Origin of the sequence: Chryseobacterium sp. Leaf405, assembly GCF_001425355.1 — a bacterium.
GTDB lineage: Bacteria > Bacteroidota > Bacteroidia > Flavobacteriales > Weeksellaceae > Chryseobacterium.
Genome location: NZ_LMQN01000012.1, coordinates 77,174 through 102,261 on the forward strand (window position 1 = coordinate 77,174; position 25,088 = coordinate 102,261).

General features: G+C 34.8%; 26 protein-coding genes and 1 tRNA gene. 4 read left to right on the forward strand and 23 right to left on the reverse strand.

What is annotated here, in order from left to right; all coding sequences use genetic code 11:
* Position 1: 1 nt before the first annotated feature.
* From nuoK to ASG22_RS06565, 14 genes are all read right to left on the reverse strand, one after another.
* Positions 2-331 (reverse strand): NADH-quinone oxidoreductase subunit NuoK, encoded by a 330-nt coding sequence (nuoK, locus tag ASG22_RS06500; RefSeq protein ID WP_055982308.1) that lies wholly within the window; start codon positions 329-331, stop codon positions 2-4.
* Positions 332-334: 3 nt separating this feature from the next.
* Positions 335-832 carry an NADH-quinone oxidoreductase subunit J gene (locus ASG22_RS06505; RefSeq protein WP_055982310.1) on the reverse strand — a complete coding sequence of 166 codons (498 nt, stop codon included), beginning with the start codon at positions 830-832 and terminating at the stop codon, positions 335-337.
* Positions 832-1,389: a NuoI/complex I 23 kDa subunit family protein gene (locus ASG22_RS06510; protein WP_055982312.1), complete on the reverse strand. Its 558-nt coding sequence runs from the start codon at positions 1,387-1,389 to the stop codon at positions 832-834. The genes ASG22_RS06505 and ASG22_RS06510 overlap by 1 nt, the downstream gene beginning before the upstream one ends.
* 58 nt (positions 1,390-1,447) lie before the next feature.
* Positions 1,448-2,512, reverse strand: coding sequence for an NADH-quinone oxidoreductase subunit NuoH (gene nuoH, locus ASG22_RS06515; protein WP_055982314.1), 1,065 nt, complete (start codon positions 2,510-2,512; stop codon positions 1,448-1,450).
* A gap of 79 nt (positions 2,513-2,591) precedes the next feature.
* Positions 2,592-3,590, reverse strand: coding sequence for a 2Fe-2S iron-sulfur cluster-binding protein (locus ASG22_RS06520; protein WP_055982316.1), 999 nt, complete (start codon positions 3,588-3,590; stop codon positions 2,592-2,594).
* Positions 3,591-3,634: 44 nt separating this feature from the next.
* Positions 3,635-4,516: a hypothetical protein gene (locus tag ASG22_RS06525; protein ID WP_055983447.1), complete on the reverse strand. Its 882-nt coding sequence runs from the start codon at positions 4,514-4,516 to the stop codon at positions 3,635-3,637.
* A gap of 1 nt (position 4,517) precedes the next feature.
* Positions 4,518-5,876, reverse strand: a complete 1,359-nt coding sequence (gene nuoF, locus ASG22_RS06530; RefSeq protein WP_055982319.1) for an NADH-quinone oxidoreductase subunit NuoF — start codon at positions 5,874-5,876, stop codon at positions 4,518-4,520.
* A 77-nt stretch (positions 5,877-5,953) separates the two neighbouring features.
* Positions 5,954-6,463 (reverse strand): complex I 24 kDa subunit family protein, encoded by a 510-nt coding sequence (gene nuoE, locus ASG22_RS06535; RefSeq protein WP_055982322.1) that lies wholly within the window; start codon positions 6,461-6,463, stop codon positions 5,954-5,956.
* A 104-nt stretch (positions 6,464-6,567) separates the two neighbouring features.
* Positions 6,568-7,791 (reverse strand): NADH dehydrogenase (quinone) subunit D, encoded by a 1,224-nt coding sequence (nuoD, locus tag ASG22_RS06540; protein ID WP_055982325.1) that lies wholly within the window; start codon positions 7,789-7,791, stop codon positions 6,568-6,570.
* Positions 7,792-7,852: 61 nt separating this feature from the next.
* A complete protein-coding gene (locus tag ASG22_RS06545) occupies positions 7,853-8,347 on the reverse strand; it encodes an NADH-quinone oxidoreductase subunit C (protein WP_055982328.1) in 495 nt (164 codons plus the stop codon).
* A 4-nt stretch (positions 8,348-8,351) separates the two neighbouring features.
* Entirely contained in the window at positions 8,352-8,912 is a 561-nt protein-coding gene (locus ASG22_RS06550) for an NADH-quinone oxidoreductase subunit B (protein WP_055982331.1), read from the reverse strand.
* Between the two features lie 104 nt (positions 8,913-9,016).
* Positions 9,017-9,388 carry an NADH-quinone oxidoreductase subunit A gene (locus tag ASG22_RS06555; RefSeq protein WP_055982332.1) on the reverse strand — a complete coding sequence of 124 codons (372 nt, stop codon included), beginning with the start codon at positions 9,386-9,388 and terminating at the stop codon, positions 9,017-9,019.
* A gap of 115 nt (positions 9,389-9,503) precedes the next feature.
* Complete coding sequence (locus ASG22_RS06560; RefSeq protein WP_055982336.1) at positions 9,504-10,565, reverse strand: T9SS type A sorting domain-containing protein; 1,062 nt, start codon at positions 10,563-10,565, stop codon at positions 9,504-9,506.
* Positions 10,566-10,851: 286 nt separating this feature from the next.
* Positions 10,852-11,979, reverse strand: a complete 1,128-nt coding sequence (locus ASG22_RS06565) for a GNAT family N-acetyltransferase (RefSeq protein ID WP_055982339.1) — start codon at positions 11,977-11,979, stop codon at positions 10,852-10,854.
* 103 nt (positions 11,980-12,082) lie between these two features.
* Between ASG22_RS06565 and ASG22_RS06570 the strand changes: the two genes are divergently transcribed.
* On the forward strand, positions 12,083-12,790 hold the full coding sequence (locus ASG22_RS06570; protein ID WP_055982342.1) for a zinc metallopeptidase: 708 nt from the start codon (positions 12,083-12,085) through the stop codon (positions 12,788-12,790).
* 1 nt (position 12,791) lies between these two features.
* On the opposite strand, the gene ASG22_RS06575 is transcribed toward ASG22_RS06570, so the two are convergent.
* From ASG22_RS06575 to rbfA, 9 genes are all read right to left on the reverse strand, one after another.
* Entirely contained in the window at positions 12,792-13,394 is a 603-nt protein-coding gene (locus ASG22_RS06575) for an IMPACT family protein (RefSeq protein WP_055982345.1), read from the reverse strand.
* Positions 13,395-13,462: 68 nt separating this feature from the next.
* Entirely contained in the window at positions 13,463-13,627 is a 165-nt protein-coding gene (locus tag ASG22_RS21625; RefSeq protein WP_409991365.1) for a bacteriocin-like protein, read from the reverse strand.
* Positions 13,628-13,638: 11 nt separating this feature from the next.
* Complete coding sequence (locus ASG22_RS21630) at positions 13,639-13,821, reverse strand: bacteriocin-like protein (protein WP_409991366.1); 183 nt, start codon at positions 13,819-13,821, stop codon at positions 13,639-13,641.
* A gap of 101 nt (positions 13,822-13,922) precedes the next feature.
* Positions 13,923-14,951 (reverse strand): bifunctional diaminohydroxyphosphoribosylaminopyrimidine deaminase/5-amino-6-(5-phosphoribosylamino)uracil reductase RibD, encoded by a 1,029-nt coding sequence (gene ribD, locus ASG22_RS06580; protein WP_055982348.1) that lies wholly within the window; start codon positions 14,949-14,951, stop codon positions 13,923-13,925.
* A gap of 61 nt (positions 14,952-15,012) precedes the next feature.
* The gene (locus ASG22_RS06585) at positions 15,013-16,818 is read right to left on the reverse strand and encodes a DUF349 domain-containing protein (RefSeq protein WP_055982351.1); all 1,806 of its coding nucleotides are present in this window, start codon (positions 16,816-16,818) and stop codon (positions 15,013-15,015) included.
* 74 nt (positions 16,819-16,892) lie between these two features.
* Complete coding sequence (locus ASG22_RS06590) at positions 16,893-17,630, reverse strand: shikimate dehydrogenase family protein (protein ID WP_055982353.1); 738 nt, start codon at positions 17,628-17,630, stop codon at positions 16,893-16,895.
* A 62-nt stretch (positions 17,631-17,692) separates the two neighbouring features.
* Positions 17,693-19,480 (reverse strand): endonuclease, encoded by a 1,788-nt coding sequence (locus tag ASG22_RS06595; RefSeq protein WP_055982355.1) that lies wholly within the window; start codon positions 19,478-19,480, stop codon positions 17,693-17,695.
* A gap of 49 nt (positions 19,481-19,529) precedes the next feature.
* Positions 19,530-20,735, reverse strand: coding sequence for an ABC transporter permease (locus ASG22_RS06600; protein ID WP_055982357.1), 1,206 nt, complete (start codon positions 20,733-20,735; stop codon positions 19,530-19,532).
* Positions 20,736-20,741: 6 nt separating this feature from the next.
* Positions 20,742-21,101: a 30S ribosome-binding factor RbfA gene (gene rbfA, locus ASG22_RS06605; RefSeq protein WP_055982359.1), complete on the reverse strand. Its 360-nt coding sequence runs from the start codon at positions 21,099-21,101 to the stop codon at positions 20,742-20,744.
* A 91-nt stretch (positions 21,102-21,192) separates the two neighbouring features.
* Between rbfA and mce the strand changes: the two genes are divergently transcribed.
* The 3 genes from mce to ASG22_RS06620 all read left to right on the forward strand — a co-directional run bounded on the left by mce (position 21,193) and on the right by ASG22_RS06620 (position 25,068).
* Positions 21,193-21,591, forward strand: a complete 399-nt coding sequence (gene mce, locus ASG22_RS06610; protein ID WP_055982362.1) for a methylmalonyl-CoA epimerase — start codon at positions 21,193-21,195, stop codon at positions 21,589-21,591.
* 62 nt (positions 21,592-21,653) lie between these two features.
* A tRNA-Ile gene (locus tag ASG22_RS06615) sits at positions 21,654-21,727 on the forward strand.
* Positions 21,728-22,050: 323 nt separating this feature from the next.
* A complete protein-coding gene (locus ASG22_RS06620) occupies positions 22,051-25,068 on the forward strand; it encodes a VIT domain-containing protein (RefSeq protein WP_055982364.1) in 3,018 nt (1,005 codons plus the stop codon).
* Positions 25,069-25,088: the final 20 nt, after the last annotated feature.

A 25,088-nucleotide genomic window follows, 5' to 3' on the forward strand; every position in this document is an offset into this window, starting at 1 on the left:
CTTATCCTCTTAATTTATTAAATATACTTACATCAACAGAACGGGTATTTCTATACAGCATCGCAATAATTGCCAAACCTACCGCTACTTCCGCAGCAGCCACCACCATAATGAAGAAAACTAAAAGTTGCCCGTCTCCGTTTCCTTTATACGCTGAAAATGCAGCCAATAAAAGGTTCGTAGAATTTAACATAAGCTCAACACAACCCAAAATAACAATAGCATTTTTTCTCAGCAATACGCCCAACACTCCCAAACAGAATAATACTGAAGAAAGAATGATGAAATAATTCAGAGGGATGCTTTGTATAAATGTATTTACTTCTCCCATAATTTATAAATCTTTTTTACCGATTAGTACCGCACCTACAATACCTGCCAAAATAAGGATGGATGCAAGCTCAAACGGCAAAACATATTCATTAAACAAAAGTCTACCCAGATTTTTCGTAAGACCAACACCGTTGTCTATATTTTCTAAGACAATCTGGTTATCACTTACTCCTCTGAATACGCCTAAAATACCAATTAATAAAAGACCTGCTGTAAAAACTCCAACAAATTTTAAAGTATTGTTCTTCTTACTTTCGTCTTGCTTATTAAGGTTAAGCATCATCAGGATATAAAGGAATAATACCATGATCGCTCCGGCGTAGACAATAATCTGGATAATCGCAAGGAATTGTGCATTCAGAAGAATGTACATGCCTGCTATAGAAAACATCGTAACAATTAATGACAAAATAGCATACAAAGGATTTCTCGCAAATACGAAATACACCGCACTTGCCACTGCTAAAAACGCCACCAAGAAAAATAAAAACTGATCCATTATTTTACCGCATTTTTTTGTTTCTCGGATTGTCTTTCTGTGATATCAATCCTTTGATTTATTTTTTCAACCAATTTATCTTTTCCATAGATGAAAGAACCTCTGTTGGTTTCTACGTCTACTAGTCTGTCGGTAAGGTAGATGGCAGATTTCGGACAAGCTTCTTCACACATACCGCAGAAAATACATCTTAGCATATTGATTTCATATACCGATGCATATTTTTCTTCTCTGTAAAGATCTTTTTCTTCTCTGGTTCTTTCAGCAGCAGTCATTGTAATTGCTTCTGCGGGGCAAGCCACCGCACAAAGTCCGCAAGCGGTACATCTTTCTCTGCCTTCCTCGTCTCTTTTCAAAACGTGCTGACCTCTCCAGATTTCTGCTCTCGGTTTCTGTACTTCCGGATACGAATATACTGCGGGAGCACCTTTCAATACCGTTCTTACAGCATGCTTAAATGTAATCCCCATTCCTGTAAAAATTGCAGGTAGGTAGATTTTTTCAGCAAGGGTCATTTCTTTGTTAGAAACAACTTTTGATCTGTTCGTAAGTTTCATTTATTTTAATTTTTTAGGCTGAACTTCTATTCAGCATTTAAAAATATATTCTTATCTCTTAGTTTGCAAACGCTAAAATTACAGCTCCTGTAATTAATAAGTTTACCAATGCCAGTGGAATTAAAGTTTTCCAACCTAGGTGCATCAATTGATCGTATCTGAATCTTGGCAGCGTCCATCTGATCCACATAAAAATCAAAATTCCGATTACCGTTTTAGTTAAAAATGCTACGATACTCAAAATACCTGCAATATTTTCACCCCAGTGCTGAGTTACCCATTCGATTCCCGGGTAGTTGTAACCTCCGAAGAAAAGAACGACCATGAAAGCATTAGAAATAAACATATTCACATACTCACCAAACATATATAAACCCAACTTCATGGATGAATATTCTGTAGAATATCCTGTTACCAATTCAGATTCACATTCAGGTAAATCGAAAGGGTGTCTGTTGGTTTCTGCTAAAGCAGCCACAAAGAAAATAAGGAATGCAAAAGGCTGGTAGAAAATGTTCCAATTCAAACCAGAAATCCAAGGAATGAATCCCCATAATTTTCCGGTTGTCTGGCTTTGTGTAATTTCTTTTAAATCTAAACTTCCCGTCATCATAATGATAGAAAGTAAAGCTAATCCCATCGCCAATTCATAAGAAATCATCTGAGAAGAAGCACGGATAGCACCTAATAATGAATATTTATTGTTCGAAGCCCAACCGCCGATCATAATTCCGTAAACACCGATTGAAGCCATTCCGATAATGAAAAGTACTCCAACATCTATATTGGCTACCTGTAAATCGTAAGAAACTCCACTAAAATTCAAGGTTTTACCCCAAGGAATAACTGCTCCTGTAATTAATGAAATAAACATTACCAAAGCCGGTCCCAATACGAAAAGGAATTTTTCTGCATTGGCTGGTGTAAAATCTTCTTTAAAGAAAAACTTTCCACCATCAGCAAGAGGCTGCAGCAATCCGAAAGGTCCGGCTCTGTTGGGACCAATTCTATCCTGCATGATAGAGGCAACTTTTCTTTCTGCCCAAGTAGAGTAGGCTGCAATCGTTAACGAAAGCAAGAAAAGTGCTAATACAAGTATCAATTTAAATGTAAGTAAATCCATTTTATTTTTGTAGATGTTAGATATTAGAATTTAGAAGTTAGATTTAAATCTGTTTCTAAAATCTTCAATCTTATTAAATTTATTTTTCGTCTTTTTCACTTATTTCTTTAGCCATCGGATTGTCTAAAACTCTTAGCTCATCCTTTGGTTTTTCGTAGTGATTCAATGAAATAACTGAATGTCTGTCGATATGTCTAGGACCTTCGATGTTCCAGTCTGACAAAGATTTTCTTTCGAAACGGCAAGTATCGCAGATGAATTCTTCAACTTCTCCCCATTGATCTTTTCTTGCTGTAACTCTCGAAATTTCATCACCTTTCATCCAAACCGTAGCTTTTCCAGAACATTTATCACACTTACAAGTAGCATTCATTGGCTTTGTAAACCAAACTCTGCTTGCAAAACGTGAAGTTCTGTCTGTTAAAGCTCCCACAGGACAAACGTCGATTACGTTTCCGATAAAGTCATTATCCAAAGCTTTATTTAAATAAGTAGAAATTTCAGCGTGATCTCCTCTGAACAAAATTCCGTGCTCTCTTTCACCAGTCAATTGATTGGCGGCTAATACGCATCTTGCGCAAAGAATACAACGGTTCATATTCAATTTAATATGAGGACCAAGATCGTCTGCTTCGTACGTATTTCTTTCAAACTCAGTTCTTGTCTGAAGATTTCCGTGCTCGTACCCAAGATCCTGAAGGTGACATTCACCAGCCTGATCACAAACAGGGCAGTCTAACGGGTGATTTACCAATAAAAACTCGGTAACGGCTTTTCTGCCTTCCTGAGCTTTATCAGAAGTAAGATTTTTTACTTCCATTCCGTCCATCACATTAGTTCTGCAGCTTGCAACTAATTTTGGCATAGGGCGAGGATCCGCTTCAGACCCTTTAGAAACTTCTACCAAGCAAGTTCTACATCTCCCTCCACTGGTTTCCAATTTGCTGTAGTAGCACATTGCAGGAGGTACAGATTTTCCGCCGATCTGTCTTGCTGCTTCCAAAATAGAAGTACCAGGCAAAACTTCGGTAGTCTGTCCGTCTATAGTTATCGTGAATTTTTTAACCTCTTCGCTCATATTCTATGCTTTTCGCTTATGCTTTTAAGGCGGTAAGCTATATTTTAATTATACTTCTTCGTGTTAAATGTATATCCGATTCCGGCAAGCACCTGCCCGAAAACAAAATCCTGACGAGCTTTATCGGGTTTATTATTTAATGTAGTTTTAATATCCCACATATTAATATAACCTGCTTTTGCTTCTGCTCTCAGCATCCAGTTTTTCCAGAAAACCATGTTTAAACTTGATCTAAGATCGGTTCCCATTCCGGCAACATGAAAACGGTCGCTTCTTTCATTTCCAAAAAGTCTGATATTACTTTTAGGAAACATTACTCCGATTCCGGCTCCGTAAGACCATACTAAATCTATGTTTTTCTTATGAATAAGGTTTTTGTATTTCTCTAAACCCAAATTCTCATAATTAAGTCCGTCTGTATGCTCGAAAGTAAGAAACTGTTCATCAGCTAAATTTACCTGTCCGTTCTGAACCATTGCTGCATATTTAGGATCTGAAATGGTACCTGAAAAATCAACCGTCTGGTTTTGTTTCATCACATATTTCATGTGATCTATCCCTAAAACAAGGGCTAAATTATCTTTAATAAAATATCCCAATCTGAAATTATACTGCGTTACGGTAAACCAGCTTGGATCGATATACACAATCCCAAATTTAGTAGGTTTGTCTCTTGCTGCAACATTATTCAGCTGAAAATCATAACCGTTTCCACTGAAATGAATATCAGAGTTACTAAAAGCTCCTCTGTTCCAGCCAAAGAAAACGAAAACCTGTCCTTTTTTGCTCAATGGTAAAGGTTTTTCTTTCCTTTCAGCTTTATAAGGAGTTACCTCTAACTTATATTCCTTATCTAATGTATCTTTTTTGACTTGTCCAAAGGCAAAACCCGACATCATTAAGCTTATTGCCAATAATTTTTTCATTTTAAGCATTATTTTCCACCGCAGGAATTGGATCTGCATAATTTGCTAACCCGTAGTTTTGTGTCTGAGACAATTCAGGGTTTTTAATGTGCCATTCAAACTCATCTCTGAAGTGACGAATCGCTGCTGCAACAGGCCAAGCTGCTGCATCTCCCAACGGACAAATCGTATTTCCTTCGATTTTTCTTTGGATGTCCCAAAGCAAATCAATGTCTTCCATTTTTCCTTCTCCTTTCTCGATTTTCTTTAAAATCTTGTACATCCATCCCGTTCCTTCACGGCAAGGAGTACATTGTCCGCAACTTTCGTGATTGTAAAATCTCGCTAAAGTCATGGTATGTTCTACCACACATTGGTCTTCATCCAACACGATAAAACCTCCTGAACCCATCATCGTTCCGGTAGCGAAGCCACCATCTGCTAATGATTCATAGTTCATATATCTTGGTTCGCCGTTGACGGTTTTCAATAATAAATTTGCAGGAACAATTGGCACAGAGCTTCCTCCGGGAATACAAGCTTTAAGCCTTTTCCCGTTTGGAATACCACCGCAATATTCTTCAGAATAGATGAACTCTTCTACGGTAATTGTCATATCGATTTCGTAAACTCCAGGTTTGTTGATGTTTCCACAAGCAGAAATTAATTTTGTACCTGTAGATCTTCCTACTCCGATTTTTGCATATTCAGCACCTGTAATATCAATGATAGGGACGATTGCTGCGATAGATTCAACGTTATTTACAACCGTTGGTCTTTCCCAAAGTCCTTTTACAGCCGGGAATGGCGGTTTTAATCTTGGATTTCCTCTCTTACCTTCAAGAGATTCAAGCAATGCCGTTTCTTCACCGCAGATATAGGCTCCACCACCTCTTTGAACGTAGATTTCACAATCGAAACCTGTTCCTAAAATGTTTTTACCTAAAAATCCTGCTGCTTTAGCTTCTTCAATGGCTTCTTCTAAAATATCAGGAATCCACGAATATTCTCCACGGATATAAATGTAAGAAACATTTGAACCTAATGTATAAGATGAAATAAGCATTCCTTCTATCAATAAATGAGGAAGAAATTCCATCAGATATCTGTCTTTGAAAGTTCCAGGTTCAGATTCATCAGCATTTACGACTAAGTGTCTTGGGACACCTTCCGGTTTTGCTAAAAAGCTCCATTTCATCCCTGTTGGGAATCCTGCTCCACCACGTCCACGAAGTCCGGAAACCTTTACTTCTTCCAAAATTTCTTCGGGTGTCATTTTCAAGGCTTTTTCAGCTGCCGTGTAACCTCCCTGTTTACGGTATGTTTCAAAGTAGCGAATACCTTCTATATGTGCGTCTTTAAGTAAAAGTTTTTTACTCATTGTTATATGCTTTTAGCGAATGGCTTTTAGCGAATGGCTATTTGCTGTGCGCCTTTTTTAATTAGTTTAAAATTTATTTAGCCCAAATCAACCTGTCCTTCTCTGCAAAGATCAAGGATTTCGTCGACTTTTTCTATCGTTAAATTTTCATGAAAGAATTTACCTAACTGCATCATTGGTGCATATCCACAAGCTCCAAGACATTCAGCAGGTTTTAATGTAAACATTCCATCTTCAGTTGTCTGTCCGTCTTTAATGTTCAGTTTGGTTCTGATATGATCAAGAATTTTTTCGCTTCCACGAACCATACAAGGTCCCGTTCTGCAAACTTCCAAAACATATTTACCAACCGGTTTCATATTGAACATGGTATAAAAAGTTGCCACTTCATATACTTCAATTGGCTTAATACTCAATACTTCAGCAACATAATCCATCACAGGAACGTCTAACCATCCTCCGAATTCTTTCTGTGCTATGTGTAGAACAGGAAGAAGGGCAGATTTTTGTCTACCTTCAGGATATCTCGCAATAATTTTGTGTACCTGTGCTAAACTTTCCGGTTTAAAAGCTATTGTTTCGCTCATTTTTTATCTAAGATTTCAGATGCCAGATTTCAGACATCAGATTTTAAATTTATATATAAAGGAAGAGTCTAACATCTGAAATCTGACGTCTGACATCTTCATTTTTATGCGTCTAATTCTCCCGCAATAATATTCATACTACACATCGTAACGATCGCATCAGAAATTACAGAACCTGTAATCATCTCCGGATATGCCTGATAGTAGATAAAACAAGGTCTTCTGAAATGCAGTCTGTAAGGACTTCTTCCACCATCACTTACCAGATAGAAGCCTAATTCTCCGTTTCCACCTTCTACAGCGTGGTATACTTCACCTTTAGGTACATCCGTTTCTCCCATTACAATTTTGAAATGGTAAATTAACGCTTCCATTTTTTGATAAACATCAGCCTTTTCAGGAAGATAAAAATCAGGAACATCCGCATGGAAAGGTCCTTCAGGAAGATTGTCGTATGCTTGATTGATAATTTTAAGTGATTCCCAGATTTCCTGCTGACGAACCATGAAACGGTCGTATGTATCACCAGAAGTTCCTACCGGAATGATGAAATCGAAATCTTCATAAGAAGAATAAGGTTCTGCAACTCTTACATCATAATCTACGCCTGTTGCACGTAAATTCGGACCAGTGAAACCATAGCTTAATGCTCTTTCCGCAGAAATTGCTCCTGCTCCGATGGTTCTGTCCATGAAAATTCTGTTTCTTTCTAATAAAGTACCGAATTCTTTAAATCTAGCCGGGAAAGTTTTAAGAAAATCCTTTAATAACTCATGGAATTTTGGGGTGAAATCTCTTTCAAAACCTCCGATTCTTCCCATATTAGTTGTCATTCTTGCCCCGCAAATCTGCTCATACATATCATAAATACGTTCTCTTTCGATGAACATATAGGTAAGACCTGTAATTGCTCCTGCATCCATTCCGGTTACTCCGTTACAGATCAGGTGGTCACCGATTCTTGCCAATTCCATTAAAATAACACGCATATAATCTACACGCTTTGGAACTTTAACGCCAATCAGTTTCTCTACCGTCATGTGCCAACCGATATTGTTGATTGGTGCAGAACAGTAATTCATACGGTCGGTAAGGGTAGTGATCTGAGAGTAGTTTCTTCTTTCAGAAATTTTCTCAAATGCTCTGTGGATATATCCAACAGTCTGCTCAGCGTGAAGGATTCTTTCTCCGTCCATCGTTAAGACATTCTGGAAAATCCCATGCGTTGCAGGGTGAGTTGGTCCTAAATTGAGAGTATATAACTGACCGTCAATCTGCTCCTTACTGTCGTACTGGTTTAGTATATTAGATAATGAGTTATCTTTCATAATTTAAATGCTTTAGGCTTTAGGCTTTAAGCTTATTGCTTACTGCTTATTTGCATTAATTTTATCTTCCGAACATTGCATCGTCCTTATCGGTTCTTGTTCCGTCTTCCAAACGATATTCTTTCAACATAGGGTGGTATCCAAGATCTTCCATATTTAAGATAGCTCTAAGATCCGGATGTCCTTTAAATTTGATTCCGTAGAAATCAAAAGTTTCTCTCTCCATCCAGTTGGCTCCGGCGTATAATTCTACAAGAGAATCAACCTCGATATTTTCTCTGGACATAAAGATTTTAAGTCGCAATCTGAAGTTTGTCATCATATTTTGTAAATGATAAACCACTCCGATTTCTTTCTCCGGGAATTCTGGGTAATGGATTCCGCAAATATCTGTAAGGAAATTAATTTCCAAAGATGAGTCTTTAAGATAATGAATAATCTTCTTAATATCTTCTTTTTTCACCTCAATCGTCAGCATTCCATAAGGCTCTGAACTTGAAATTACAGACTCCGGAAATTCTCTCGTGATTGCTTCTAATACAAATTCGTTCGTCATTCCGTTAGTTGCTTATATTGTAAGAATCCAATAGTTTTTGATATTCAGGCATATCTCTTCTTCTAAGACTTTCACTTTCTGTAAGAGCCTGAACCTGCATTACACCCTCGATAATCTGCTCCGGTCTTGGAGGACATCCTGGAACGTAAACATCAACCGGGATAATTTTATCAATTCCCTGCAATACAGAATAAGTATCAAAAATACCACCGCTGGAAGCACAAGCTCCCACTGCAACTACCCATTTAGGCTCTGCCATCTGAGTGTACACTTCTTTTAGGACAGGTCCTAATTTTTTAGATATAGTTCCGCAAACCATTAATAAATCTGCCTGTCTTGGTGAGAAAGAGTTTCTTTCCATACCAAATCTTGAAGCATCATACGTTGGGTTTAGGGTTGCCATAAACTCGATGCCACAACAAGAGGTTGCAAAAGGTAAAGGCCAAAGTGAAAACTTTCTTGCCATTCCTATTACACTGCTCAGTTTCGTTGCGAAAAACCCTTCTCCTTCAAATCCTTCCGGAGCAGGTGCATCTGTTCTTATTACTGGTTTATTGTCTGACATTTTGTTGATTTAAGATTTACTTTTTAGATTAAAAACCGATGGTAATGTTAGCTTTACAAAGATTCTTACTGTCTAAAACTCTTATTTAAAATTTCTATTCCGTTCTATTTATCCCAATCCAGTGCACCGCGTTTCCAGACATAGAAAAATGCCATGAAGAAAATTGCTACAAAGGTAAGTACTGCCAAGAATCCTTCCATTCCGAATTCTCTGAAGTTTACAGCGTAAGGATAAAAAAATACGATTTCAATATCGAATAGTACGAATAATACCGCCGTCAAAAAGTATTTAATTGAAAACGGTGTTCTTGCATTTCCTTCTACCGGGATTCCACATTCCCAGCTTTGGTTTTTCACAGAATCTCCTTTTTTCTGTTTTGGTCCTAAAAAATGCGCTCCAAGCAAAGAAACTGCTACGAATGCTATCGCAACACCTGCCTGTAATAGGATTGGAATATAACTTTCAGGTAAATTCATTTTTGCATTATTATCTCAATTTGCAAATTTAGCGAATAAACAAGAAAGCATGAAATTAATCGGCTTAAATGTGGGTCAAAAATGAGTAAAATCAGTAATTTAGAATCAATAAAAATTAGCTTTTGATGATGATTTTTTTAGTGCGGGTTTCCCCTTTTTTAGTAGCAACTGTTAACAAGTAGATTCCGTCAGAAATATTTGAAATGTCTAATCTTTCAAGATTGTTTTGAGTTGAAAAATCCTTGATTAATCTTGCTGAATTGTCATAGAGACGAATTTGAGTTATTTCTTGTCTGTCAATATTGGTTTTACAGATGATATTGTTTTTAGCCGGGTTAACCACATCAAAATACAATTCATCTTTTATGTTTTCCTGTGTACTAAGAGGATTCAATGAACATATCGAATTGGTTGAAGTTACATTATAATAGGTTGCGGCTCCATTAATTCGATGATTGTATATTCTTATAGGATTGCTCAATTGCTTGGTAATCATGTCTAATTCATATAGAAAAAAACCACTTGGGATTGGATTTGTAGGATCAAGAGGAATGGGATTAGCGCTTAAGATATATGCCTTTGAATAAGTTCCGTAATTAATTGAAAATGCTGAATATGCACTTATGATATTTAGAGTTGCAAAATGACAGCTCTGTGAAGGATTTATCATATTAATTTCAAGTATACCATCTCCGATGGTAAGAAAAAGCTTGTTTTCATAAAAGAAAAGATCTCCTGCTGGATAGTAAGCATTAGGAATATTCCCCATATTTGTAATTATACCTGAATTGATATCGAATCTGAATAATGTTTTATTCTGCCCTATTGCATAAATGTAATTTCCGGAGTCTGCAACCAATGAATTTATGAATGTATTGAATGTTCCTACAAATTCGCAATTCGAAGTACTCATATCTTTTTTATGTAGTGCTCCATTACTTGCTACATAAAATAAATGGTTTGTACTGCTAATAGCAATGTCTGTGTATGCTTCGTTATTATATGTGGGTGGCGGGCAAATTGCTTCAGAATCTTCAGAAGGATTTGAAATGTTAAACTTAAATATCTGGCTACTGGGAACACCTATATCATTTGTATTTACATAAAATTCCTGTGAAGATAGTTTTACAGAAATTAAAAAAGATATAAAAAAGAATTTTCCAATTAGTGTTTTCATTGAATATTATTAGTTGGTAGCAAAAATAAATAATTATTTCAGTGAAGCCTAATTAATCTTTTTTAATTTTACTTCTTCATTTTTCTGATTAAAGAATATGCCATAAAAGAAATATAAGCAAAAAGAATACTTGAATAAATTATATTAACAGCAGTATTTGATCTCTCATCTTTTAATTGAAAAAATAAATTAAAAATAACAAATCCGGCGATTAAAATTCCAAAAATGATCAGTTGTGGTTTCATATATTAACTTATAGATAAGTCTAATTTATTGGTGTCGAGAATTATTGAATTTCCAAAGAATATGTTCTTCTCCTTTTATGGTTTACCGGATTATAATCCTGCCAAAGAACCTGAACACTTTTATTTTCTTCTAATTCAGGGTTGGTTTCGGCAAATTCAATACCCATACTTGTGAAACGTTCATAAATTTCTTTAAAAATAACTGCCGTTACACCACGTCGCTGATATTCTGGGTGAATACCGATCAGATAAAAATTGGCGCGGTCATTTTTTCTTTCAGCCTGCATAAAATGCCACCATCCGAAAGGTAAAAGTTTCCCTTTTGATTTTTGCAACGCTTTAGAATAGGAAGGCATTGTGATAGCGAAAGAAACCAGCTCATCATTTTCATCAACTACACAGATCACATAATTTTTTGCAATCAGCGGAAAGAATTTTTCACGGTAAGTCTGTATCTGTTCTTTCGAGATAGGAGTGTAAGTAGAAAGTGTCTTATACGTTTCGTCAAGCAATTTAAACATCGGCTCTACATAAGGTAGAATTTCCTCTTTGCTATTGAATTTAAGAACTCTTAATTTATATTTCTCAGCAATCAGTTTACTGAATTTTTCCACTCTCGGAGGTAAAATTTTTGGGAAATTCATTTCAAATTCTACCCATTCTTTTTCTTTTACAAGACCTAACTCCTCAATATGTTGCGGATAGTATTCGTGGTTGTAGATCCCGATCATGGTAGCGATCTTTTGAAAACCAAAAGTCAGCATTCCGGCTTTATCAAGATTGGTAAAACCCATTGGCCCTTCAATTTTATTGATCTGATGATCCTTAGCATAATTAATAACTGTATCAATTAATGCTTTAGAAACTTCTTTATCATCAATAAAATCTATCCAGCCAAAGCGAACTTTTTTGATGCCTAATTCTTTTTCTTCTTTATGATTAATAATTACCGCGATTCTGCCAACAATTTTGTTGTCTTTTTTAGCAATAAACTGTTTGGCTTCAGAATAATTTAATGCAGGATTTTCTTTAGGATCCCATACATTCATTTCATCTTTAATAAAAGAAGGAACATAATACGGATTGTTTTTATAAAGATCCATCGGAAATCTTACAAATTGTTTTAATTCGCTTTGATTTTTTACTTCAATAACTGAAACTTCAGACATAGTGGCAGGGATAATTTAATAGCAAATATAAATAATAAAATGTAAAACTTTGGCATAGTTTTTACATCTTAAAGGGTGAAAATATACAATTAAATCTTATAAAATGGGTGGCTATTACTTAATAATTATAATTTCAATGCTTGCGAGCTGGTATGTCTCGTGGAAATTGAAATCAAAGTTCCAATATTATTCAAATGTTCACTTAAGAAATGGATTATCAGGTAAAGAAGTGGCAGAGAAAATGTTAAGAGATAACGGAATCAATGATGTGCAGGTAATTTCTGTTCCCGGGCAGTTGACAGATCATTATAATCCTGAAAATAAAACAGTTAATCTTTCTGAATCGGTTTATATGCAGAGAAATGCTGCTGCTGCTGCAGTGGCTGCTCACGAATGTGGTCACGCTGTGCAGCATGCAGTTGGATATTCCATGCTTCAGCTTCGTTCTAAGTTAGTTCCTGTGGTGAGTATCAGTTCAAACTTAATGCAGTTTGTTCTTATTGCGGGTATCATCATCATGGGAATGACGAGAAGTATAGAAAATCCTAACGGAAATACAATTGTTTTAGCAATTGGTGTTATTATGTTCGCGGCAACTACTTTGTTTGCTTTTATAACACTTCCTGTTGAATATGACGCCAGTAACAGAGCAATGAAATGGCTAAAAGATACCGGAACGGTAACTTCAGAAGAGTATGTTGGTGTACAGGATAGTTTAAAATGGGCAGCGAGAACTTATTTGGTAGCCGCTATCGGATCATTGGCACAACTTATTTACTGGGCATCTATATTGTTAGGAAGCCGACGATAATTTAATCTTTAAATTCAAAAGAAATATATTGCATCTCGGAAAGTTTTTCTGAGATGTTTTCTTTTTGTGTCAATTTTAAAGAGGCTGTAACGATACAATTTTCGTTAGCATCAAAATTCAAAACTTTTGCATCAAACTTCGACAATAAAGTAAAAATAAGATTTTGTTGATTAAAATTAAACCGAATTTCAATTTCTGTTTCTAATTCTTTTGTGATGATATTAGCTTCTTCTAAAGTAATTTTTGCCGATTCTTTATAAGCTTTTACCAAACCGGAAACTCCCAGTTTTGTTCCTCCATAATATCTGACAGAAATTACCAATACATTGGTAATTTCATGGGCTAATAATTGATTATAAATTGGTAATCCTGCACTTCCTGATGGTTCGCCATCATCATTAGCGCGATAATTCTCACCTTGTAATCCCATTCTGAAAGCATAACAGTGGTGTGTCGCTTTTGGATGCTCTGATCTTACTTTCTCCAAAGCTTTCTTCAGCTCACTTTCATTATGTATCGGAAAGGCAAATCCTATAAACTTACTTCCTTTTTCTTTTAATAAAGTATTTTCTACAGGATTTGAGATTGTTTTATATTCAAACATTCTGCAAAGGTAAAATTTCAACTATTTGAAAACAAAAAAGAGAACTATAAAGTTCCCTTATCATTTTATTAGCACGGAAAGCTTCCTTCCAGCCAAGGTGGTGGGCAACTCATACTTGATGGTGTCGCGCAGCATCTTTGCAAATTGGCAGGATAGTAAGAACAACATTGTGGAGCTATTCCGCCCGCAACATTTTTTAATTCTTCTCGAAGTAGTTTCTTTAGATTTTTCATAATACACTATTTTAAAGTTCAATACCAGGTGTGGCACAGGCCTGAGTAAGTGGTACGCATACTCCATTGCAATTGTAATGAGTATGAATGTTGCAAGGGCAATACCATGTTCCGTTAGCTAAATAATGACATTTATCAATACCTCCTTGAATTGCTTTTAATTCTCTGTTTGATAGTTTTTTTAGATTTTTCATGATGTAGGTTTTAAATTCATCATGAAGTTAGATAATTAATTTCAACAAATAGTGAAAAATGATAAAAAATTTATTATGTTAAGTTTTTGATTGCTATGATTTTATAATGTAGTTGACTGATAGAATTCAAGAATGTTATCTCTGAAAATTTCAGTTTTCTTTGGTGTAAAAGGAAACTCAGGAGCTTTTGTTCCGTTTTCCAGTTTCAGATTTTCATTTTTAATGATAATAGCTCCGTCCCAAAGATCAGCGTCAATAAATTGCTGCAAAGTAAATTTTCCACCTTCAATAATAACAGACTGAATTTGTTCTTTATACAAAGCATCCATTACATTAGACAAGAAATTATCTTTGTTAATTTTGATGAAATTAATATTATCCTGAATTTCGTCTTTTACAGAATTAAAAACCAACGTTTTTGCTTCCTTATTATAAATGTTGAAATCTTGTGGAACTTTTAATTCAAAATCAATTAAAATTCTAACAGGATTTATACCTTCTACATTTCTTACTGTCAAACTCGGATTGTCATTCAAAGCAGTTTGTGTTCCAACTAAAATGGCATGTTCATTGGCTCTCAATTGATGAACAAACTGATTCGCCAGAGAATTTGAAATAGAAGTAGGTTTAAAATCTTTATCTAAAAATCCGTCACCGGATTCTGCCCATTTCAGAATAATGTAAGGCCTTTTCTTTTCATGATAAGTAAAGAATCTTTTGTTCAATTCAATGCATTCTTTTTCCAAAACTCCAGAAATGGCTTCAATTCCAGCATCCTGAATGATTTTTTTTCCTTTTCCATTCACTTTGTCATGGGAATCCATTGCGCCAATTACCACTTTTTTAAAGCCAAGTTCTTTAATTTTCAAGGCACATGGCGGTGTTTTTCCAAAATGGGCACAAGGTTCTAAAGAAACATAGATAGTTGATTCCGGAATCAGGCTTTTATCTTTAACAGAGTTGATGGCATTGATTTCCGCATGATTTTCTCCCGCTTTATGATGATAACCTTCACCGATGATTTCTCCGTTATGTACGATAACACTTCCAACCAAAGGATTGGGATAGGTTTTTCCGATGGCTTTCTGGGCCAATTCGATGCATCTTTTTAAATAAAATTCGTCTTGCATAAGAAAGAAAAAAGCGAAGACAAATTGCTTTGCTCCGCCTTTTTTAGATTTAATAAATATTTTATTCTCCGGAAATAATGTTGTGGAGATTTTGTTTTAAAGTTTCCAGATGAGCCTTTTTCTCGTCGATGGTATTAAATGTATCTTTAAGTAAAGGATTGTCTTTTGAAGGATTTTTGAAGAAAGATAAATTATTCTCTAATTTTACAATTTCAGACTCTAAATCAGAAATTTGACTCTTGATTTTTCTTGCTTTGTCTGTTAATTGATTTTCAGACAAACCTTCTTCTTTTAATTCTAACTCGTTGATTTTGTTTAGTTTCAACTTCTCTCTCAATGTTTTGTTGAATTCAGAGTTGATTGAAATTTTATCTCTAGGTACTTTTCCTATATTGTTCCAAGCAGTTTTAATTGCTTCAATTTTTTCGATACTTCCTTCTTCATTAGTGACAGTTTTTAAATCATCAAGAATTGCTTTTTTATTCTTGTAATTTTCTTTCCAGTTATCAGTAGAAGCATTGCTTTTTTCTCTGTAATTATTGAAAAAAGCGTTGCATGCATCACGGAATTCGTCCCAGATTTTATTCGTCATGCTCTTTGGAACGTGTCCGATTTTCTTCCAGTCTTCCTGAAGTTTTTTAAACAACGGAACAGCGATATCCCATTCTTCATTGCCAGCATTGTCCTGTGCAGTCTGAATTAATTTTAATTTTTCTTCCAGATTTGCCTGCTGAGAACCTTTTAATGATTTGTAATACGTATTTTTAGTCGTATTGAATGATCTTAAAATTGTTTTAAACTCATTCCAGTTTTGGTTCGAAAGTTTTCTGGGAACACTTCCTGTTTTCAGGAATTCGGAACGTAAATCTTCAACTTTTTTGATTGAATTTTGCCAATAATTATGGTTAGGCGTTTCAGAAGGCTCAGTCAATTTTTTGATTTCAGCAATAATCTGATTTTTCTTTTCAAGATTTGCAGCCTGTTCAGTTTCAATAGCAGCAGAAAGTTCAGATTTTCTTTCGTGGATTTTATTGGAAATCTCTTTAAATTCTTCCCATGTTTTTTCACGGAATTCTTCGGCAACCGGCTCAGATTCTTCTTTCCAGAGTTTATGAAGATATTGTAATTCGTTTAATGCTTTTTGAATTACAGGTTCATTTTCCAGCTGTTTTGCACGCTCGATAATGTGCTGTCTCTTTTCAAGATTGTGGCTGTATTCCTGCTCCAAAAATTCTTTATTAAGATCCAGCATTTGATAAAATTGATTCAAATGGTGGAAATAATTGTTATTAAGAATTTTAAATTCAGATTTCGGAACCTGCCCAGCATGTGACCATTCTTCTTTAACCTCACGAATAGATTTAAATAGATTGATTCCCGGTTCAGAATTCGTATAAAGGTTTTTAAGTCTTTCGATAATACTTTGGCGGTGATCAAGATTTTTCTTTTGTTCTTCCTCCTGGCCTTTTTGGTAAGTATCGTGTTTTTCTCTGAAGATATTCACCAAAGCAGAAAACTTTGCCTGTGAAGGATGTTCAAAACTGAAATTTTCAGCAGCGTTTCCGGCTTCTACATATTCATGTTTCTTATCTTCCACCTCATCATGGATGTAATGACTTGCTTTTTCCTTCAGCTGATTGAATTTTTTTGAATTTTCACCGGCATGGGGATCGTTGATAATCTTCTCCATTTCTTTCAAAGTATCAGCTAAAGAAAGATCCACTTCTTCGTGCTCTTCTTCATGTTCAGCATCGTCAACGTGTACGTTTTCTTCTTTAGGTACAGGGTTTTCCGATGTTTCTTCCTGAGATACTTCGATAGGATTCTTCTGTTCTTCGTTTTCAGAAATATTGTTTTCTGTAGTCATAGCAAATCGTTTATGTGAGTGGCGTTAATATCTTTTAAATATAACCAAAAAGCCAAATAAAGTACTAATTTATGTTATTTTTTTTGAAAATTCCAAATTTCCCAGGCTTTTTCTGCCTGCTGTTCGAGCATATAATATCCATTCACGGTTTTTGCTCCTTTTTCGGATGCTTTAAGGATAAATTGAGTGTAATTTGGGTTGTAAATTAAATCTATAATTAAATGATCTTTAGACAATCCTTCAAAAGGAAAGTGTAAACAATCTTCTACATTAGGAAAAGTACCGACCGGCGTACACTGAATAATTAATTTGTTGTTTTCAACAGTTTTTTTATCTAAAATATCAAAAGTAATTTCAGATTTTCTGGAAATGATTGTTGAAGAAATTCCGTTTTTATCTAAAGCATATTGTACTGCTTTTGCTGCACCGCCAGCTCCTAAAATTAGGGCAGAAGTATGATGGGGTTTTTTATGAAGGAGCAATGTTTTTTCAAAACCAAAAGCGTCGGTATTATAGCCGATTTTTTTACCATCTTGAATTAGAACGCAGTTGACGGCACCAATTTTTTCAGCTTCATCACTCAGTTCATCCAAATAATCGATGATTTTTTCTTTGTAAGGAATCGTTACGTTTAAACCCAAAAGTCCCGATGTAGAAAAAAGATTTTCCACTTCATGAATTTCATTGAGATCAAAAATGCTGTACGAATAATCTTGCAGCATCAATTTTTGAAATTTGTTTTCAAAGAATTTTTTTGAAAAAGAATAGGAAATATTTCTTCCTATCAGGCCTAATTTTTTATGAGAATTCATACAATCAAAAATAAAAAAAAGACCGAAAACAATCGATCTTTTTTATGAATATTTTTAAACTCTTAATCTACGATGAATTTTGTAGAGAAAGCGTCTGTTTTAAGGATGTAATTTCCTTTTACCAAACCTTTAAGATTAATCTTATTAGTATGTTTGAAAGGGTTTTCAATCGTCTCAACTAATTTTCCCGAAAGATCATAAATCTGAGCTTTTGAGATTTTATTTAAGTTTTCACCTTTTACAAAAAGTTCGTTATTTCTTACAGGATTTGGGTATACTGTGAAACCTGCTTTGTCTTTTGATGCTTCAACGGTTGCTAATGTTCCACTGTAGCAAGTCCATGATAGATCGTCGATAGCAACTCTATTTCCTGAAACAGGATTTATTAGTTTTATAATAACGTTTCCACTTACGTTAATATTATTAATTGTAGTAGGCGTTGCAGTTGTTGCAGTGTAAGGAATTGTTCCTACCACGGTGCCGTTAATTTCAACATTTAAACTGCTGTCACTACCTGCGAATTTTAACTGTGCGGTTACTGTAAGGCTTTGAATTCCACCTGAAACTGTAGAACTTGTAAGATTTCCGTTTCTGATAGTTATTGCTTTACCGTTTATGGTTTGATCAGTTCTTGCATCAGTTGCAACCCAAGTGATGTTATTATTAGTCCATTGTCTTTCGGCATATCCACTCGAAGAGGCAGTAGGGATATTTGTAAAGTCTTCTGTTCCGCAAGATCCACCAGGCTGTCCACCAGCCAGAGTTGTTCCTTGAGCAATGTTGCTTGCAGTAGAAGGATTTCCTGCTGCGTCTTTAGCAATTACATAGAAATTGTATGTTGTAGAAGAAGCTAATCCTGAAACTGTTGCGGTAGTTCCTGTAACAGTAGTATAGAAAACACCATCCTTATAAATATCATAACCTATAACACCAATATTATCTGTAGAAGCTGTCCAGCTTAGTGAAATTGTATTTGAACTAGGATTGTTTGTAGCTAAATTTGTAGGAACAGTCGGAGCTTCTGTATCAACTACAGGAGTTCCCCAGATTTGATTTACATATTCAGGATGATCAATGTAAGGGTTTCTGTTTCCTTGGTAAGTATAAGAAGCATTGTTTCTTCCTATTTCCATGGGTGAGACAGGATCAGCGGCATTCCATGTTAATAATTGTGCCAGTTCCCAAGATTGTAATCCCGGAAAAGCAGAATTGCCCAACATATTTCCTGTACTAAAAGTAGAAAGTTTGCTTTCGTATCTTGTGACAAAATACAAAATCATTCTTGCAACATCACCTTTAAAAGCATCGATTGGTTCAAAAACAGTTCCTGAATATCCTGCAGAAGCAGAATTTCCAAGTTTCGATCCGTTTAAAGAAGTAAATGAAGCTGAAGCTACTTTTCCAAATGGGAAATTAGATCTCATCCCGTTTACTTTTCCGTCTGTAGCTCTGATAAAATGAATATCTGAAACCATTGGTGATGCCTCACTAAATAAACTCTGAGGTACAATATGTTCTCTGTTATAGCAATTACCTTCTGTGGTATAGTTCCCACATTGATTTGTACCCACATTGAAATTGTATGGATCCTGACCATTTGGATTTTCAGAATAAATATCTAAAATAGTTCCGTCGTTTTCGTAGTAGTAATCACGATCTGTAGTCTGGTAGGCAGTCCATAAACCATTATAACTTCCAGCTTGATGACCGTTTGTGATAATCTGGCTAAGTTTGGTTTTTAAAGCAGCTCCGGTAAGACCTGCAGTTCCGTCGTAATATCCCGTAGGAATTTGAGCAAATGCACTTAAGAATGCAAAACTCATTAAAAAAGAGAGTAAAGTCCGTTTCATTATAAAAAAATTGGGGCGTAAAGGTACAAAAAAATGAAAGCTAAATGTATTAACTTTTAGTAATATAGTCTTTGCTGATCTTTGAAAATACCCATGAAATAATGAAGCCAAAAAGGGATGCCGTGATGGCAACGGTTAAGTAATTTTTGCCAACAATTTTTACAGGAAACGGCAATGTTTCGTTGGCTTTAAAAAATTCTGTATACTGCTGGAAATAGCAAAGTGCTGTTCCTAATAGTAAACCGGAAATAATTCCCGAAATAACAATTAGAACTCCAGTGTAGAAATAAATTCTTCGTAAATGACTAAGCGGGAATCCTAATGAAATAAGGGATTTTGCCTGCTCTTTTTTATCCAATTGTAAAATAATAATTGCGCCAGCCAAATTGAAAGTTGTAATAAAAATAACTAAAGCGAAAATTAAGTAAATAAATAATTTTTCGGTATTAATCATTTTCCAGAATGCTGCATTTTCTTCTTCTTTTGTTTTAACATTAACATCTTTTCCGAGCGAAGAAATAAGCTGTTGTTTTACGGAGTCTGTATTTTCAGGATTTTTTAATTTAATAACAATTTGATAGGCGGAATGTTTTGGTAGATTAAGCAATTCTTCAGTTAATTCAATAGGAGAGATGATGTAATTGTCTAATTGGTCTTTTCCGGGAAATACACCTGTAACCAGAATTTCTTTTTTATTGTAAATATCTTCTTCTTTATTAATGATTCCTGTCCCCGGCTTAGGCATAAAAATTGTTGCATAATCGGAATTTGAAGTTACAGGAACAGCTAATCTGTTATCCAGAGAATTTTCCATTAAGACTTCATTCGAATATTTAAAGCTAGGATACATTCCGTAGAAAACGTCTTTGTTGATGGGATTTACCTTTGTATAAGCAGAATCAACACCTCTTAAATAAGCAATGTCACCTTTTCCGTTGTAATTAATATAAACCTTTTCTTCAATGACTCTAGAAAAATGACTGATTTCTTTGTTACTCTTTAAAACAGCATCAATTTTATTGAAATCTTTTAATGTTTTTCCGGAATTACTTTTAATCGTAAGATCAGCATGAAGATTTGAAATAAGGTCTTTATTAAGATCTTCAAGCCCAGAAAAAACAGAGATAATTACAAACATTGCAGTAACGGCAACCGTCATAGCTCCCACCGCCAGCCACGTAATAAACGTAACGGCAGTACTGCCTTTTTTCGACAAGATATATCTTGAAGCTATGTAAAATGCAATGTTCTTCAAAATCTGTTACAAAATAGGATTGTCGCCTTCGCCTCTTAATTCTTTTTCTAATTTTTCAACATCATCAAGAGCGGTATCCAAATAGAAATTAAGATTAGGAATGATACGAACTTGTTTAGCCATTTTCTGACCAATGAAATTTCTATACTGCGCTTTATTCTCTTCAATCTCTTTCATCACTGCAGAACGGAATTCCTGTGGGAATATGCTTAAATAAATTTTAGCAATACCAAGATCTGCACTTATTTTCACATCAGAAACTGATACCAAAATATTTTGTTTACTTTCCGAAGCCTGCTTGCGGAAAAGCTCTGCGAAATCTTCCTGAATAATCTGAGCTACTTTTCTTTGTCTGTTACTTTCCATAATTTATGCAAATTTAGTACTTTTGTTTGAATTGATACTTTGAAATTTAAGCACTGTATCAAATTTACTGTTTAATTTACAGAATTAATTTATGAAATTAGAACATATCGGCATTGCAGTAAAATCTTTGGGGATTTCTGATGACCTTTTCACAAAACTTTTAGGAAAACAATCGTACAAGCAAGAGTCCGTAGAGAGGGAAGGGGTAATTACATCATTTTATGCTACTGGAGAAAGTAAAATTGAGTTATTAGAAGCAAGTAAAGAGGCAAGTCCGATCTCAAAATTTATCAATAAGAAAGGAGAAGGCATCCATCATTTAGCTTTTGGCGTTGAAAATATCTACCAAGAGATAGAAAGATTAAAAAAAGAGGGATTTATTTTTATCTCAGAAGAGCCGAAAGAAGGTGCTGATAATAAATTAGTTGTCTTCCTGCATCCCAAGTCTACAAACGGAGTGTTGGTAGAACTTTGTCAAGAAAAGGCATAAAAAGTTTTGTGGAGACAGAAATTTTACTATTTTTGCAATCACAAAATTTAACCAAATTTTGAGGTCCTATAGCTCAGTTGGTTAGAGCACCTGACTCATAATCAGGTGGTCCCTGGTTCGAGCCCAGGTGGGACCACAACATTCAAGACATTAACATCACTGTTAGTGTCTTTTTATTTACAGTATTAACAAAATTAAAAACCTCATTGATTTCTAAATTTTAATAAAATGGAGATGGCTAGCAGTTGGCTATCGAAGAGTAATATCAATAGGTCAATCAATACTAACTGACAGGTTTCCGACAATTTTTTGTTTAAAAAATAAACGAATCTGTATCATTAATGTGCAGGTTTTTCCTTGTTGAAATTATTTTATTAAAAATTTTGATCCCCTTTCCAACCTTTATGATACTTAATGCATCTTTATTAAAAGAAGACGTTAAATATTAAATATTCTCTTATGAAAAATGTATATATCAAATTGTTGCTGTTCTTTCCTGTTTTGTATTTGGCGCAGATTCCGGTTGTGGAAACTCCTGATAACAAAGGTAATTTCAGTAGGAATGGTGAAGTTGTGTTAAAGAAAATCAATATTGAAACCAAAATTACGGGTACAATTTCTACGAATACTGTGACGATGGTTTTTAAGAATAATTCGAACAGACTGAGACAGGGAAGAGTTACTTTTCCGCTTCCTGAGGGCGTAAATGTCAGTGGTTATGCGTTGGATATCAACGGAAAACTTCGAAATGCTGTTCCGGTAGAAAAGGAAAAAGCAAAAGAAGTTTATGAGTCGATTAAGAAAAGAAATGTAGATCCCGGAATTTTAGAAAAAGTGGAAGGAAATAATTTCCGTACAATCATTTATCCGATCAGTGCCAACGGTGGCGAAAGAACGATTCAGGTGACTTATAATTATGAACTTAAAAAAACACAAAACAATTATCAATACTTTTTGCCACTAAATTATTCTGAAGAAATTCCTGAATTTTCGATCAAAACAACAGTTTTCCAGAATGCAATTTCTCCGCAATTACAGGAAAAACCCGACGGAAGTTTTGATTTTGTTAAAAACGGAAATGTTTGGGTGGCAGAAATTCATAAAACAAAATATAAGCCTACTAATAATTTAAGGATTAATTTTCCCCAGAATGAAAAATCCCAAAGTGTTTTGATGCAAAATGCGTCGAATAATTCATCCTATTTTCTGGCAAGTTTAGATATTAATTCTGCCGAAAGAGCAAAAAAACTTCTCAATAAGATTGCCATTGTCTGGGATAATTCTTTGAGCGGACAGAAAAGGGATCATTCCAAAGAATTCATGTTGCTTGAAGAATATTTTAAATCCAATAAAGATCTTACGGTAAAAGCATATTTCATTAACAATACATTTGAGGATGGGAAAAGTTTTAAAATTAGTAATGGAAATTGGAACGAACTGAAAGAATATTTGTCCCAAATTACCTACGATGGCGGGACAGATTTCGGACAGTTGAAGACAATAAAAGAAGATGAAATTCTGTTTTTTACAGATGGAATTTCTTCTTTCGGAGATCTGAAATTAAATTGGAATCAGCCTGTTTACACAATCTCTTCATCAAATAATGTAAATTTTAATCAACTGAAATTTATCAGCAATAAAACAAGTGGTGAATTTTTAAATTTAAATGAAAATGATCCAAAAAAAGAAGTTAGAAAATTATTATATCAGCCGTTAAAATTCTTAGGAATAGAACAAAATTCTTCGTTATCAGAAGTGTATCCATCTATTAAACAGACGATTTCTCAGGACTTTGTATTGACAGGAATTGTATCAGGAAAACAAACGACGGTTAAAGCAAACTTCGGATATGGAAATGAAGTAACACAGACAAAAACATTGGTTTTAAACGCCAGCGAACAGTCTGTAAAAGATTGGGATATTTCAAAATTCTGGGCACAGAGAAAATTAAATGAACTTGAAATTTTTGAAAAGAAAAACAAAGAAGAGATCAAGGATTTAAGCAAACAATTTGGGTTGGTGAGCAATAATATGAGTTTGATGGTATTGGAAAATGTAGCAGATTATGTGCGATATGAAATTAATCCGCCTTCAGAATTGCAGGCAGAGTTTAATCAGATTGTAAAAAGCAAAATGCAGCAGAAAGATGAAAGAGTAAAAGATCTGATGACAAATGCAGAAACAATGACTGAAAATCTAAAAAAATGGTGGAATAAAGATTTTGAAAATAATAAAGTCAAAAAGTATCCAGAGCCCACTTATACAAGAGGTTATTCAAGAACTGATACGGCAAGAGTTTCTGATATTCAGGAAGTTGTTGTTACGGAAGCCTTGGGGATTAGAAGAGAGCCAAATGCCATCATAAGTTCTAATAGAATTATGGAGGAAAGAGAAGTGAGAGATATGAGCATACGGGCAATGTCTTCAAAATCGGAGATGTCAATAGCATCTAATAATGTAGTTCAAGCTCTTCAGAGCAGGGTTCCGGGAGTACGAATTTCAGGATGGACAGAAGATAGTGATGAATCGATAAATATCAACAGCGGACGCATTCTTACAATTGATGTAAAATCAAGTGCTGAATATATGAAGCTTTTCAGTTCGGCTAAAACTTCGGAAGCGATATATGGAATTTATCTAAAAAATAGAAAAGACTATCAGGATTTACCGCAGTTTTATTTCGATATTTCTCAGTTATTGTTTAAAAATAATGATAAAAAAGCGGGGTTGAAAGTGTTAAGTTCTATTGCAGATCTTGATCTTGAAAATGAAGAATTATATAAATTATTAGCCTATAAATTAAAACAGGCTGAGGTTTATGATAAAGAACTTTGGGCAAGTACAAAAGTGCTGGAATGGAGACCATTTGATCCTCAAAGTTATCGTGATTATGCATTGGCACTGGAAGATAATCAGCAATATCAGTCGGCTTTGGATAATTTGTATAAAGTTTTGACACAATCATACACAAAAGAATTGGCAAATCGAGACAGTGGCATTGAGGAAACAATTATTATGGAAATCAACGAGCTGATCAGCAAATACAGAAATCAATTAAATTTAAAAAATATCAATCCTAAAATTATAGCAGATTTTCCGGTAAACATAAGGGTTGTCATTAACTGGAATAAAGATGATACCGATATCGATCTTTGGGTAATAGATCCTAATAAAGAACAGTGCATGTATTCTCACAAAGAAACAGCCATCGGCGGAAGGTTAAGTAATGACTTCACAAGAGGCTTCGGTCCTGAGCAGTTTTTGTTGAAAAAAGCAATCAAAGGAAAATATCAGATCAAAACCAATTTCTTTGGTGAAACTCAGGTGGGAGTTGCAGGACCAACGGCAATTATGGCAGAGATTTACATTAATTATGCTACCGGAAAACAGGAAAGAAAAGTGGTGGTTTTTCAAAACCAAAAAGAAAATAGCAATCGGAATGAAGAAGGAATTCTGATTGGTGAATTTGAGTTTTAGTTGTTAGCAAAATCTTCGGA

Bases quoted from the DNA above. Each gene is read 5' to 3' on its own strand.
- ASG22_RS21625 (WP_409991365.1), bottom strand. From the start codon at position 13,627: ATGAAAAATCTAAAGAAACTACTTCGAGAAGAATTAAAAAATGTTGCG.
- ASG22_RS06575 (WP_055982345.1), bottom strand. From the start codon at position 13,394: ATGTTTGAATATAAAACAATCTCAAATCCTGTAGAAAATACTTTATTA.
- ribD (WP_055982348.1), bottom strand. From the start codon at position 14,951: ATGCAAGACGAATTTTATTTAAAAAGATGCATCGAATTGGCCCAGAAA.
- ASG22_RS06595 (WP_055982355.1), bottom strand. From the start codon at position 19,480: ATGAAACGGACTTTACTCTCTTTTTTAATGAGTTTTGCATTCTTAAGT.
- nuoH (WP_055982314.1), bottom strand. From the start codon at position 2,512: ATGGATTTACTTACATTTAAATTGATACTTGTATTAGCACTTTTCTTG.
- ASG22_RS06560 (WP_055982336.1), bottom strand. From the start codon at position 10,565: ATGAAAACACTAATTGGAAAATTCTTTTTTATATCTTTTTTAATTTCT.
- nuoE (WP_055982322.1), bottom strand. From the start codon at position 6,463: ATGAGCGAAACAATAGCTTTTAAACCGGAAAGTTTAGCACAGGTACAC.
- ASG22_RS06510 (WP_055982312.1), bottom strand. From the start codon at position 1,389: ATGAAACTTACGAACAGATCAAAAGTTGTTTCTAACAAAGAAATGACC.
- ASG22_RS21630 (WP_409991366.1), bottom strand. From the start codon at position 13,821: ATGAAAAATCTAAAAAAACTATCAAACAGAGAATTAAAAGCAATTCAA.
- ASG22_RS06525 (WP_055983447.1), bottom strand. From the start codon at position 4,516: ATGAAAAAATTATTGGCAATAAGCTTAATGATGTCGGGTTTTGCCTTT.
- ASG22_RS06565 (WP_055982339.1), bottom strand. From the start codon at position 11,979: ATGTCTGAAGTTTCAGTTATTGAAGTAAAAAATCAAAGCGAATTAAAA.
- ASG22_RS06585 (WP_055982351.1), bottom strand. From the start codon at position 16,818: ATGACTACAGAAAACAATATTTCTGAAAACGAAGAACAGAAGAATCCT.
- ASG22_RS06555 (WP_055982332.1), bottom strand. From the start codon at position 9,388: ATGAATTTACCTGAAAGTTATATTCCAATCCTATTACAGGCAGGTGTT.
- ASG22_RS06545 (WP_055982328.1), bottom strand. From the start codon at position 8,347: ATGACGAACGAATTTGTATTAGAAGCAATCACGAGAGAATTTCCGGAG.
- nuoF (WP_055982319.1), bottom strand. From the start codon at position 5,876: ATGAGTAAAAAACTTTTACTTAAAGACGCACATATAGAAGGTATTCGC.
- rbfA (WP_055982359.1), bottom strand. From the start codon at position 21,101: ATGGAAAGTAACAGACAAAGAAAAGTAGCTCAGATTATTCAGGAAGAT.
- ASG22_RS06550 (WP_055982331.1), bottom strand. From the start codon at position 8,912: ATGTCAGACAATAAACCAGTAATAAGAACAGATGCACCTGCTCCGGAA.
- ASG22_RS06620 (WP_055982364.1), top strand. From the start codon at position 22,051: ATGAAAAATGTATATATCAAATTGTTGCTGTTCTTTCCTGTTTTGTAT.
- ASG22_RS06520 (WP_055982316.1), bottom strand. From the start codon at position 3,590: ATGAGCGAAGAGGTTAAAAAATTCACGATAACTATAGACGGACAGACT.
- ASG22_RS06570 (WP_055982342.1), top strand. From the start codon at position 12,083: ATGGGTGGCTATTACTTAATAATTATAATTTCAATGCTTGCGAGCTGG.
- ASG22_RS06590 (WP_055982353.1), bottom strand. From the start codon at position 17,630: ATGAATTCTCATAAAAAATTAGGCCTGATAGGAAGAAATATTTCCTAT.
- nuoK (WP_055982308.1), bottom strand. From the start codon at position 331: ATGGGAGAAGTAAATACATTTATACAAAGCATCCCTCTGAATTATTTC.
- ASG22_RS06505 (WP_055982310.1), bottom strand. From the start codon at position 832: ATGGATCAGTTTTTATTTTTCTTGGTGGCGTTTTTAGCAGTGGCAAGT.
- nuoD (WP_055982325.1), bottom strand. From the start codon at position 7,791: ATGAAAGATAACTCATTATCTAATATACTAAACCAGTACGACAGTAAG.
- mce (WP_055982362.1), top strand. From the start codon at position 21,193: ATGAAATTAGAACATATCGGCATTGCAGTAAAATCTTTGGGGATTTCT.